Genomic DNA, 10486 nt, shown 5'->3' with positions numbered 1-10486 from the left:
ACAAGGCGACAAAAAAGCCTGCACGCATCCAATGCATGAAATGGGTGTGGATCGCGCTGGGACTTCCGAAACGTTCTTTGGGAAGCGCTTTCCACTGACAGCCGGTTCTGAGCACGTACATGATGGCTTCAAAAATCTGCCGGGGGGGCATCGGCTTTCTTCCCCCGCCGATTTTGCGCTTGTAAGATTTTTGTGGATCCCGCTCGGGCGCCGGCACAAGGGGCTTAACCCTTTCCCAAAAGGCATCGGATACCTCCCACGACTGAATTTTTGTCATAGGGCCTCCATCGTAAAGGTTCAAGATGGCTGCCAGGATAGCAAAAGTCGTGAGAAAAGTACATTTTATTTACGGATAAGCACTAAGTCGCCCTGAAACAGTCCCTGGACCTGTTCACAACACCCTGCCGCGGGGACGGACAGCCGGCACGATTTGCACGTCCAGCCGCGTAGTGACGGCCCCTTCCTGCACGGGGACGAGCAGCCGGCCGCGGTCACCCTGTGGACCGTGCCATCGTGAACTCCCCCGCAAGGGGAAGGGCGAATCCGTCCGTAAGGGAAAAATCCTCCCTGCATCAAAACCGTAAAGGTCTGAAGCTCTTCGCGCTCCCTTCCTCAACGCATCAGACCGGGCAGGAAGAGGGCGATTTCCGGAAACAGGATCAGCAGGATATTGCAGATCAGGAGGGCGGCCAGCATCGGGAGGACGCCTTTGAAAATCGTTTCGAGGGGCACGTCTTTGGCAACCCCATAGACGACATACACATTCACGCCGACAGGAGGGGTAATCACACCCATTTCGGTCACCAGGACGATGACCACCCCGAACCAAATAGGGTCGAACCCGAGGTTCTGGGCCACCGGAAAGAAGATGGGGATGGTCAGCATCACCATGGCCAGAGAATCCATGAAACAGCCCCCCATGAGGTAGACCAGGATAATCACCATCATGATGGCGTAACGCGGCAGCGGCAATGCGCCAACCCAATTGGCCAGGTCGTACGGGACCCTCGTAATGGCCATGAAGTGCCCGAAGACGACAGCCCCCATAACAATCACCATCACCATGCAGCTGATGCGGGTGGTGTCGGACAAGGAGCGGACAAAACCTTCCCAGGTCAGCTGCCCTCTCAGGATGGAGAGCGCCATGGTCAGGAAGGCCCCTATCGCCGCCGCCTCCGTCGGTGTGAAGAATCCGCAGAAGATCCCTCCCATCACCAGCGCAAAGATAAGCAGCGTCTCGCCAATCCCCGCGAAGGAGCGCATTTTTTCCTTGAAGGTGCTTTTCGGCCCGGGGGGTGCGAGCTTGGGATTCAAACGCACCCGGAGTATGATGACCAGCATGAACAGACAAGAGAGCAGGATCCCCGGCAAGATGCCGGCCGCGAAAAGCTTCCCGATCGACTGCTCGGTCATGATCCCGTAAACGATGAAGATCACGCTCGGGGGAATCAGAATCCCCAGGCTGCCGGCTGCCGCCACCGTCCCGGTGGCAAGGCCGAGATCGTAACGGTAGCGTTTCATCTCCGGCAAGGTCACGGTGGCCATGGTGGCCGCAGTGGCGTTGGTCGAGCCCGAGATCGCCGAAAAACCGGCGCACGCGCCGACCGTGGCCATGGCCAACCCCCCGGGTCGGTGCCCCAGGACGACATAAGCTGAATCATAGAGCCTGCGGCTGATGCCGGCATGAAAGGCGATCTGCCCCATGAACACGAACAGCGGTATCACCGTCAGGCCGTAAGAAGAAAAGATATCCCACACATCCCTTGCCAGCAGCGTCAGGCCCGCCTGAACATTCACGACATAGCTGAACCCGAGAAAACCGAGAAACCCCATCACGAATCCGACGGGCATCCGGGAAAAAAGCAGCACGACCAGAAGACAAAGGCCTATGATTCCAATGGTCGTGAGGCTCATGCGGCGAAGACCTTCCTGATCTGCCGCGCCAGGTCCCCCAGGAGCACGAAACAAACGGCCCCGGCGGCGACGGCGATGCCATAGACAAAGGGGTGGAACGGGAGCTGAAGCGTCAGGGAAACCTCGCCGGAGCGGCGCAACTGATCGGCATAGGACCAGGATTGCCAACTGATCAGCATAAAAAATACCAGGCTGAAGAATACGGTTACGGACCCGATAAACCCCTGCGCCCGCCGGGGCAAAAGCCTGACCAGGACGCTCACGGCCACATGCCCTTTTTCCACAGAGGTATGAGCCATGGCGAACCCCACCCCCAAAGCCCCGAGATAGCACACCAGTTCATAGGTCCCCGGAATGGGCATGCGAAAATAACGCAGAACCACGTCCGCGCAGGTCAGAAGCATCATAAACACAATGGCCGCTCCGGCGATCCAAAAAAGCACACGAGCGGCCATTCTACCAGCCCTTTCGATCCATTCCATCAGGGAATCCAGAAAAATGGCAGTGCGTTGAATGTCGACGGGGGTGTTCCGGGGAAAAGAACCCGCAGGGTCAGGGTTGGTATTTGTTTAGAATACCCTGGATCCGGTCCACGTGTGTCTGACCGTCCGGCGTCGTCTCGATGTAATCATCGATAACCGGCTTGACGGCTGCTCGCCATTTCGAGCTTTCTTCCGGCGAAAGGGGAATGATCTTGTTCCCCAGGCCCAAGGTGTATTCACGGCCTTCCCGATCCGCATCGTCCCAGGCACGTCCATGGACATCGACCCATTCCCGGCTGGCCGCATCGATGATCTTCTTGATATCATCGGGAAGTGCATTCCACTTCTGCAGATTCATGACAACGAACATGGCGGTCGTGTATCCGACGTTGAAACATTCGGTCGTGTATTGGATCACCTCGCCCTGTTTCCACCCCTTCAGCACCTCTATCGGACCGAAGGTCCCCTCGACCACCCCTTTCTGAAGGGCTTCATAGGTTCCACCCTGCGGCATCGCCACAGGAACAGCACCCAGGGCCTCGACGATCTTTGCGCTCAGGCCGGTGGCACGGATCTTCATCCCTTTCAGGTCCTCCAACGTCTGAACCGGCTTCCGGGTGTGGAGAAGGCCCGGCCCATGCGCATGAACGTAAAGGACTTTGACATCATCGAGTTCCTCCGGCCTGGTCTCCATGGCAAAGGTGTCCGCAACCCGGCTCGCCACGAGGCCGTTGAGATACCCCAAAGGCAGATCGACCACTGCCATCACGGGAAACCGTCCGCGCGTGTAGGCAAAACAGGAATTACCCAGATCGCTGATGCCGTTGACCACCCCGTCATAGACCTGAGAGGCACCGGTCAGGGTCCCCCCCGGAAAACACGTGATCTCGACGCGGTTTTGGGTCCGCATTTCGATCTCTTTCGCAAAATCAATGGCCATCTTCGCCTGGGCATGCGTCGGCGGGAAAAAGATGCTGAACGTCAGTTTCTCCGCCGATGCCTCCGCGCCGGCGGGCATCAGCACCACGCCGAGCAGTCCAAACAAACAGAACGATAGCTGAATCAACCGTTTAACCATCATCAGACCTCCTGCTGAATTCTGTATCCGAGATTCTTCGAACAGCCGTCCCTTCGCCGCCTGCGCGACTCGAAGGGCTTCTCTCTTTGCCGGGAACGAGAAAAGGATTACTGTTTCCATATATCACTGCGACCGGCAAGACAAGAAAAATAGAGTCCGATCCTTCCTGAAGGGCTGGATTCTGCGGCCGGCCGCGGCATCAGGCCCCCGGCTGTTCGGTTTTCCCGCTCTTGCGCTACCACCTTTCATTTACCATTCCTTTTTTGATATATAGAGTCCATCCGAGAAAAGGACATCCGGCGCAAAGACAAACGTGCAAATGGCCCCTGAAAGCGGCTGCGGGGAAACCGGTTGGCTTCGGCGGTGATCGTCCGGGGCAGGCTGCTTCCTATCCAGGAGTTGCTCCTGCACGCTGGAGGGTCGAAAGACATGAAACGAAACCGGTCAAGGCCATGCCCTCCCGTTGTTTTCAGACGGAAAATTCAGACCGGGCCTTGATCGGGAAACTGCCAGAGATGCGAAGGGGGAATTTTGGGCACAACTTCAAGAGAGCGTATCCGGGTCCTGGGTGTCGATGATGAAGAGGTCATTCTCGAGCTGTACAGGGAAATCCTTCGATTCGACAGCCATTCAAATGCGTATCAGTCTATCCCTTATTACTTCGAAACAAGCATCTGCCGGCAGGGTGACGAGGCGGTAGAGCACGTCCGGGCGTCGCTGCGCGACCATGACCCATACGCCGTGATTCTGCTCGACATCAACATGCCGCCCGGCCCGGATGGCATCACCACCGCTCAGATAATCCGCGGGATGGACCCCGACGTCAACATCGTGCTCGCTACTGGTTACAGCGGTTTCGATTTGAGAGACATCTCCCGCAAAATCATGCCGCCTGATAAATTGCTCTACATCCAGAAACCATTCCATCCGCAAGAGATTCTTCAACTGGCCGCCGCCCTGGGCGGAAAATGGCTGGCAGAACTGCAATACCGCCGAATCCAGGAAAATCTTGAAGTTCAGGTGAAGCAACGAACCGCAGCCTTGACGCAAAGCAACCTCCAACTGAAAAAAGAAGTGGAACATCGCACCAGAACGGAAGCCGCGCTCCGCGCCAGCGAAGCCAATTTCCGAAACATCATCTCGAGCAACGCCGATGCGATTGTCATCCTTTCCTCCGCCGGCGAGGCGCTTTATGTCAACCCCGCCGGTCAATCTCTTTTCGGCAGAACGGAGGCGGATTTCAAAACGCCCTTTGAACTCCCCCTTAAAAGGGGGGGAGAGCCTGTCGAAATGGAAATCGCTGACGGCGATACCCTTCGCGTCGCCGAGGTGCGGTTTGTGGAGACCAAGTGGGAAGGGGAAACCGCCTTTCTTGCCTCCCTCAGAGACGTCACGCAGCGCAAACAGATGGAAAGGGAACTGGAAAAGAACCTGCAGCAGCTTCAAACGACGATACGGGGCACCATTCAAGCAATGGCCTCCGCTGTGGAAAAACGCGATCCATACACGGCCGGCCACCAGCAGCGCGTCGCCGATCTGTCGAAAGCTATCGCTGAAGCCCTCGATCTTCCCGCTGAAAAGATCCAGGGACTTTACCTGGCAGCCCTGATCCATGATGTCGGCAAAATCTCCGTTCCTGCTGAGATCCTCAGTAAGCCCGGCAACTTGACCGAAATCGAACTGATGTTCATCCAGACCCACGCCCGGAGTGGGTATGAAATCCTGAGAGAAATCCCGTTTCCCTGGCCCATAGCCGAGATTGTCCTTCAGCATCACGAAAAAATCGATGGCTCCGGGTATCCGAATGGTCTTTCCGGTAATCATATCCTGACGGAGGCTAAAATCCTCAGTGTAGCTGACGTCGTCGAGGCGATGGCCTCCCATCGTCCTTACAGGCCATCGCTCGGTATCACCGCCGCGTTGGAGGAGATCGAAAAGAAAAAAGGCATTCACTTCGACGAAAAAGCGGTCGATGCCTGCCTTTCGTTATTCACCCGCAAAGACTTTCCGTTCCAGGTATGACAGGTATGATTAGGAGGTCATCTCATCGGGAGGCTGTGAAGACCGGATCGGTCACCCGCTGAAAAAAGCGTTCAGGCGCCCAAACCCGCACGGAGAACGGCGTCCCGCCGTCAAAATTGCGTTTTAGTTTCCAGCCGGAAATGGTCTTTTTGGCCAATCTCGGCGTTAATCTGCACGTTTGCTGGTGCGGGGACCTGCAAGCCGCCTCCGCGCAACCGCTTGATTTTTCTTGCTATTGGACAAACCGGGATCCGCCGCGAAGCGGAGGGACTGAGCACCCGAAGGGTGTGAAGAAACCGGGACCCGCCCCGCAGGGGTGGGACTGAGCACCCGAAGGGTGTGAAGAAAAATCCTCATTTCCGGATTGGAAACCGGGTTCTGCCGGGAAATCATTTCCGGATGGATACATTTTAGTCCGATTTCCCGGTGGCATAGTTCAGCCAGAACAGAAAGAGCACCAGTGCAACCGCGATCATAATGCCTTGAGCAACATAGATATGCAGATATTCGAAGTATTTTTTCAGATAGACCCCACTCAACCCCAATCCCGCTATCCTTAGGACGTTCAAAATCTGCAGAACCAAAAAACCTCCGACAATGCCCACGATCTTCTTCCTCACCTGCGCCGGAAAGGCAAGGATCGCAACGGTGTAGATCAGAAAAGCCTCCAGGCCGTTGCATCCGAAGCGCACATCCATCGTCAGTCCCTTCACGTTGATCACGGAACCGCTGATCCCCTGAACAATGTTGAACGGTTCGAGTATCCATGCCGTGAGATAGATGATCATCTCCGTGTAGACACCATTGATGTCCAAAATCTTCTTGACCGGTTCAAGGCCGATCAGCAGCAAGAAAAGCCCCATTAAAAGCACATAGGTCACGACGAACTTCCATATCCGGATATCCTTTTCCCCTCGGGGTTTTTCCTCAGCCATCGGTTTTCTCCTAAAAAAGGGTTCTTCGGGCTTCCTGGCCGGCAGGCCTCAAGCGATCATTCTTCAAGCCCATCCTGATCACAGCGATAGACGGACAGACGCTTGAAAATCATCCGGCCGAGCGCTGCAGACAACAGGAGCGTTCCCCACGCCAAAGCGAACCCTGTCAAAAAAGCCGCCGTGATAAAGGCTGCGTTTCCTAAGTGCGGGTCCGCGCCATCCACCCTCAACTGCGTCTGCCCGAGAAGCATGAAGAGGTCGTCGCTGATGAGGGATCTGTGGGTAGATTCCGGTCCTTTCCAGAGCTGAAAAAGCGACAACGAACCTAGTTCGTAGAAATCGCCCGCCAAGCTGATCAGCGGTGCGAAGGTGCAGGGCAGCCAAGCTCCGAAAAGAAAAAAATACCTGAAGCGGGCTGCGGTTTCGAGTACCGCATAGGCGGGAATGGTGAGAAGATAGGGGAAAAAAACGGTGATTCCATATATCCAGTCCGACCCATGGGTATCGAATCCGCTTAGCCTCCCGGCGTATTCGCCCCCGGGAACCACGAAATCGAACCATCGCGATAGAACGTTCCCGCCGTAAAGCCGTGCAATCTCCAACTGGTGAACCTCTCCGCCTGCCGCCGCACAGCCGGCTGCATGGAGAAGTTCATGGACCGGCACATAGATCCACCACCCAGCGGCGAGGCCTCCGAAGAGGGCTGCCGTCCCCCGCCAACCCCCCCGCTGCAGAAGGGCGAAATAGAGATCTTTGAAACGCAGCAGTGGATAGAGCAAGACATCCCTCGATCGGTTCACCCGGCACGATGCTGGGCCGTCACTCCCGGGCCGCGCCAACATTCCTCATTCAGGCAAGAAAATAAACCATGTGGATGGAGGTGTCAATCATCCTTACCGGCGGCTGAAATCGTGATCCGAGATGAAAATCGCGAGCACAAAATTTTTTGTTGACCTGCGTTGTGTTTTTTATTATGGTTCAAAACCGAGTGAGTACTCAGTATAAATTTAGTGAAGAGGGTCTATGGTCAAGAAACGGGACGCCATTTTGAACACCGCTGCGAAACTTTTTTCGGAACACGGGTTCAAGGAAACCTCCATCGCAGACATCGCCCGAGCGACGGGGGTCGCCGAAGGAACGATCTTCTACCATTTCAAGAGCAAGGAGGATCTTTTCCTGGCAATTCTGCAGGAGGTCAAGGAGGACATCCTGCGGGAGTTCAACACCTACCGGAAAGAGAGTGAGCCGCTATCCGGCCTTCAGATGATGGAAGAGGCCATCTCTTTCTATCTGTATCTCGCTGCAAAGATGGATGAACGCTTTCTCCTCCTCCACAGGCATTACCCCTATAAGCTCGCAGAGGTGAACCCTGTCTGCCGCGGTTATCTGGAGGATATCTTCAATTGTCTCCTGGACATCTTCGAGCAGGCCGTCGAACTGGGGCAGAAAGACAGAAGCATTGCCCCCATGCCTGCCCGCAAAAACGCCCTGATCGTTTTGACCATGGTCGACGGGCTGGTCCGCTTCCGGGACTACAATCTCTACGATGCGGCGGCCCTCCACAGTGAACTGCTCTCAGCAGTCCGTCGAATGCTTCGGAACCCTTCTTTTTAGGCAGGTGAGGCCATGTTGCGCAGAATTTTTCCTTTCATCGTGTGGTTCAGGGAGTACAACTGGAGCAGTTTTCGACTCGATGCGATCTCCGGCTTGACCGTCGCGCTCGTTCTGATCCCTCAGTCCATGGCGTATGCTCAACTGGCGGGACTTCCCGCCTATTACGGTCTTTACGCATCGTTTCTTCCCCCCATGATTGCAGCGCTTTTCGGCTCCAGCCGGCAGCTTGCTACAGGCCCCGTCGCCGTGGTCTCCCTGATGACCGCCGCCTCTCTTGAACCGCTGGCCACGGCCGGAAGCCCGGGTTATATCGCCTACGCCGTGCTCCTGGCCCTCATGGTGGGGGCCTTCCAGTTTTCGTTGGGCGTCCTGAAACTCGGACTGGTGGTGAATTTCCTCTCGCACCCGGTCGTGAACGGTTTTACGAATGCGGCGGCGATCATCATCGCCTCCTCCCAGCTCTCCAAGATGTTCGGCGTGTATGTGGACAGCGCCGCCCATCACTATGAAACCATCATCGCGGTCATCCGGGCCGCCCTTCACTACACACACTGGCCGACTTTCATCATGGGCGCTTTCGCTTTCGCCATCATGGTCGCCCTGAAGCGCATCTCGCCCAAGATCCCGAACGTCCTGGTCGCCGTCGCGGTCACCACCATCATTTCATGGGCCACGGGGTTTCAGCATGACGCCAAGGTCCCTATGGATGCCATCTCAAGTCCGGAGGCCCAGGCGCTCATCACGCGCTTCAACCGGACGGTCGAGGCTATCCCCCCCATCGCGGAGAAACGCGCCCAGGCCTACAAGGCCCTCGAGGAGGTGCAGCAAGGCCGTGACATGGTCAGCATCCTCGAGCGGGAACATGCCGTGAATATCCTGAGCATCGAAATGGCTCAACTCAAGAAGGAATCGCAGGAGGTCCGTGAACAGCTCCGCTCCATGCTCTTTGCCGGCATCGAGGAAGGCGGCGGGCTTCGCTTCCACCTCCACGATCAGGCGCCTCCCGGCGCCGAAAGCGACGGACGAACCTGGCGCATAAGGGTCGGCAACAAACCGCTGGATCAAGAGAACCTCCCCATGATGGGGGGAGGAGCGGTCGTAGGCGCCATCCCCGCAGGGCTCCCGGCCTTCAGCATCCCGGCGCTCGACTGGAAGGTCCTCCTCCATCTTCTTCCCTACGCAGCGATCATCTCGCTCCTGGGTTTCATGGAGGCGATCTCCATTGCGAAGGCCATGGCGGCCAAGACCGGGCAACGCCTGGACCCCAACCAGGAGCTGATCGGTCAGGGCCTTGCCAATGTCCTCGGCGCCATGAGCCGAAGTTATCCCACCTCCGGTTCGTTTTCGCGATCGGCGGTCAATCTGCAATCCGGAGCGCAAACCGGCCTCGCCAGCGTCTTCACCAGCCTGGCCGTGGTGATCGTACTGCTTTTCTTCACCCCCCTTCTCTATCACCTCCCCCAATCCGTGCTGGCAGCCGTCATCATGATGGCGGTGATCGGGCTCATCAACGCAACCGGCTTCATCCACGCGTGGGAGGCCCAGTGGTACGACGGACTGATCTCCATCATTTCGTTTGTCTGCACCCTGGCGTTCGCGCCGCACCTCGACCGGGGCATCATGGTCGGGGTCGTCCTGTCCCTGCTGGTGTTTCTGTACAAAAGCATGCGCCCCAAGGTCGCCGCCCTTTCCCGCCACGAAGACCAATCCCTGCGCGATTGTCTGACCTTCGGGCTGAAGGAGTGCAAGTACATGACCTTGATCCGGTTCGACGGGCCGCTCTTCTTCGCCAACGCCAGTTACCTCGAAGACAAGATCATGGAGCGGATGCGTGAGATGCAACACCTCAAACATATCGTTATCGTCTCCAACGGCATCAACGACATCGACGCCTCGGGGGAGGAAACTCTCTCTCTGCTCGTTGACCGGGTCAGAAGCGCTGGCGTGGATATTTCACTGAGCGGGGTCAATGAATCGGTCATGAAGGTTCTGAAGCGGACCCATTTTCTGGAAAAGATCGGCGAAGATCATCTTTTTCCAACCATGGAAAGAGCGATTCAGGCAAACTACACGCAGGCCCATCGCGACGGGCAGGAGGAAGCCTGTCCGCTCCTAACGGTGTGCCGTCTGGCGTAGGACTCTTTTTTTGTTGCCTTTCCAGGGCAAACATGTTTTTCAAAATCATCTCTTCTGAGGGGGGTGCATCTTGGATCGGGCCGGGTCCTGGTTGAACGAGCCGACAGAAACCGTGCGCTTTTGTGGAAGCAACCTGTCGCCAGCCCCGGGAGCAACCGTTCAGACAGACTTCGGGATCGGCCGAACTGTTTCTTTCCAGATACAAACAGCGTGACTAAGATCTTATCCGTAAATAACGCCCACTTTTCGGTAGGCGATGATAGCAGCAGCCATATGCAGCAAAGCCATATAGGTATCGCTGAGCT

Annotated in this window: 9 protein-coding genes; 3 read left to right on the top strand and 6 right to left on the bottom strand. The window is 56.6% G+C overall.

Going from position 1 to position 10486, the window contains the following annotated elements; genetic code table 11:
• The 4 genes from H567_RS0120355 to H567_RS0120340 all read right to left on the bottom strand — a co-directional run.
• On the bottom strand, positions 1–277 hold a 277-nt coding region (locus H567_RS0120355; RefSeq protein ID WP_028322805.1), incomplete at its 3' end, for a transposase.
• 335 nt (positions 278–612) lie between these two features.
• Positions 613–1914, bottom strand: coding sequence for a TRAP transporter large permease (locus tag H567_RS0120350; protein WP_028322804.1), 1302 nt, complete (start codon positions 1912–1914; stop codon positions 613–615).
• Positions 1911–2396: a TRAP transporter small permease gene (locus H567_RS26305; protein ID WP_084517645.1), complete on the bottom strand. Its 486-nt coding sequence runs from the start codon at positions 2394–2396 to the stop codon at positions 1911–1913. Before H567_RS26305 ends, H567_RS0120350 begins: the two co-directional genes overlap by 4 nt.
• 70 nt (positions 2397–2466) lie before the next feature.
• Positions 2467–3477: a TRAP transporter substrate-binding protein gene (locus tag H567_RS0120340; protein WP_028322803.1), complete on the bottom strand. Its 1011-nt coding sequence runs from the start codon at positions 3475–3477 to the stop codon at positions 2467–2469.
• A gap of 528 nt (positions 3478–4005) precedes the next feature.
• Between H567_RS0120340 and H567_RS26300 the strand changes: the two genes are divergently transcribed.
• Positions 4006–5496 carry a response regulator gene (locus H567_RS26300; protein ID WP_051185165.1) on the top strand — a complete coding sequence of 497 codons (1491 nt, stop codon included), beginning with the start codon at positions 4006–4008 and terminating at the stop codon, positions 5494–5496.
• A gap of 410 nt (positions 5497–5906) precedes the next feature.
• Here H567_RS26300 and xrtH read toward each other — a convergent pair whose 3' ends face one another.
• A complete protein-coding gene (xrtH, locus tag H567_RS0120330) occupies positions 5907–6431 on the bottom strand; it encodes an exosortase H (protein WP_028322802.1) in 525 nt (174 codons plus the stop codon).
• Between the two features lie 56 nt (positions 6432–6487).
• The gene (locus H567_RS0120325; protein ID WP_028322801.1) at positions 6488–7210 is read right to left on the bottom strand and encodes a hypothetical protein; all 723 of its coding nucleotides are present in this window, start codon (positions 7208–7210) and stop codon (positions 6488–6490) included.
• Positions 7211–7454: 244 nt separating this feature from the next.
• Between H567_RS0120325 and H567_RS0120320 the strand changes: the two genes are divergently transcribed.
• Positions 7455–8045, top strand: coding sequence for a TetR/AcrR family transcriptional regulator (locus H567_RS0120320; protein WP_028322800.1), 591 nt, complete (start codon positions 7455–7457; stop codon positions 8043–8045).
• A gap of 12 nt (positions 8046–8057) precedes the next feature.
• Positions 8058–10181, top strand: a complete 2124-nt coding sequence (locus tag H567_RS0120315) for a SulP family inorganic anion transporter (protein WP_028322799.1) — start codon at positions 8058–8060, stop codon at positions 10179–10181.
• The last annotated feature ends 305 nt before the right edge of the window (positions 10182–10486 follow it).

Origin of the sequence: Desulfatiglans anilini DSM 4660, from assembly GCF_000422285.1 — a bacterium.
Classification (GTDB): domain Bacteria; phylum Desulfobacterota; class DSM-4660; order Desulfatiglandales; family Desulfatiglandaceae; genus Desulfatiglans; species Desulfatiglans anilini.
Note: the sequence above shows the minus strand (reverse complement) of the source record. Positions and strands in the feature narration are given on the sequence as shown.

Bases quoted from the DNA above. Each gene is read 5' to 3' on its own strand.
- H567_RS0120315 (WP_028322799.1), top strand. From the start codon at position 8,058: ATGTTGCGCAGAATTTTTCCTTTCATCGTGTGGTTCAGGGAGTACAAC.
- H567_RS0120350 (WP_028322804.1), bottom strand. From the start codon at position 1,914: ATGAGCCTCACGACCATTGGAATCATAGGCCTTTGTCTTCTGGTCGTG.
- H567_RS0120320 (WP_028322800.1), top strand. From the start codon at position 7,455: ATGGTCAAGAAACGGGACGCCATTTTGAACACCGCTGCGAAACTTTTT.
- H567_RS26305 (WP_084517645.1), bottom strand. From the start codon at position 2,396: ATGGAATGGATCGAAAGGGCTGGTAGAATGGCCGCTCGTGTGCTTTTT.
- xrtH (WP_028322802.1), bottom strand. From the start codon at position 6,431: ATGGCTGAGGAAAAACCCCGAGGGGAAAAGGATATCCGGATATGGAAG.
- H567_RS0120340 (WP_028322803.1), bottom strand. From the start codon at position 3,477: ATGATGGTTAAACGGTTGATTCAGCTATCGTTCTGTTTGTTTGGACTG.